This window comes from Ruegeria sp. ANG-R, from assembly GCF_000813985.1.
Taxonomy (GTDB): domain Bacteria; phylum Pseudomonadota; class Alphaproteobacteria; order Rhodobacterales; family Rhodobacteraceae; genus Ruegeria.
The window spans coordinates 1-700 of record NZ_JWLJ01000039.1 but is presented as its reverse complement, the minus strand read 5'-3'; the positions used below and the strand labels follow the sequence as shown (position 1 = coordinate 700).

General features: G+C 64.6%; 1 protein-coding gene. It reads right to left on the bottom strand.

Features of this window, described 5'->3' with window-relative positions; all coding sequences use genetic code 11:
• The coding region (locus RA27_RS22985) for a D-serine ammonia-lyase (RefSeq protein WP_275451361.1) at positions 1-527 on the bottom strand (527 nt) is incomplete at its 3' end.
• Positions 528-700: the final 173 nt, after the last annotated feature.

Sequence of the window (700 nt, the reverse complement as noted above, 5' to 3'; positions counted from 1 at the left end):
CAGTGCACGTTGTCCCCGAACGCCAGCTTGAGACCAAAGGCCACCCCGCCCGGGCCACCGCCGACGCCGCAAGGCAGGTAGACGAAGAGCGGATGGTCAGCGTCCACCCTGATGCCCATCTCGTCGAACTGCTTTTTCACCCGCTCGCCCGCCACCGCATAGCCGAGGAACAGGGTGCGAGAGTGCTCGTCATCGATGAAGAAGCAGGCGGGATCGCGTTCGGCCTCCTTGCGTCCCTGCTCCCCCGCCACCCCGTAATCGTCGGCATATTCCACGACGATGGCGCCATGATCGCGCAATTTTTGCTTCTTCCACTCCCGCGCATCGGCGGACATGTGGACGGTGACGCGAAAGCCGAGGCGGGCACTCATGATGCCGATGGAGAGGCCGAGGTTGCCGGTCGACCCCACCGCGATGCTGTACTGGCTGAAGAAGTGGCGGAACTCGTCCGAAAACAGCGTGCGATAGTCATCCGTCTCGCGCAGCAGCCCAGCCTGGATGGCCAGGTGTTCGGCATGGGCCAGCACCTCGTGGATGCCGCCGCGCGCCTTGATGGAGCCGGAGATGGCAGATGGCTGTCTTGTTTGAGCAGCAACCTGCCGGTGAGTTTGACGCCGTAGCGCCCATTGAGGGTCCCCTGTAGGGTCGGGATGGCGGCGATCCCGGACTCGATGATGCCGTGGCTGGCGCGGGTTTCGGG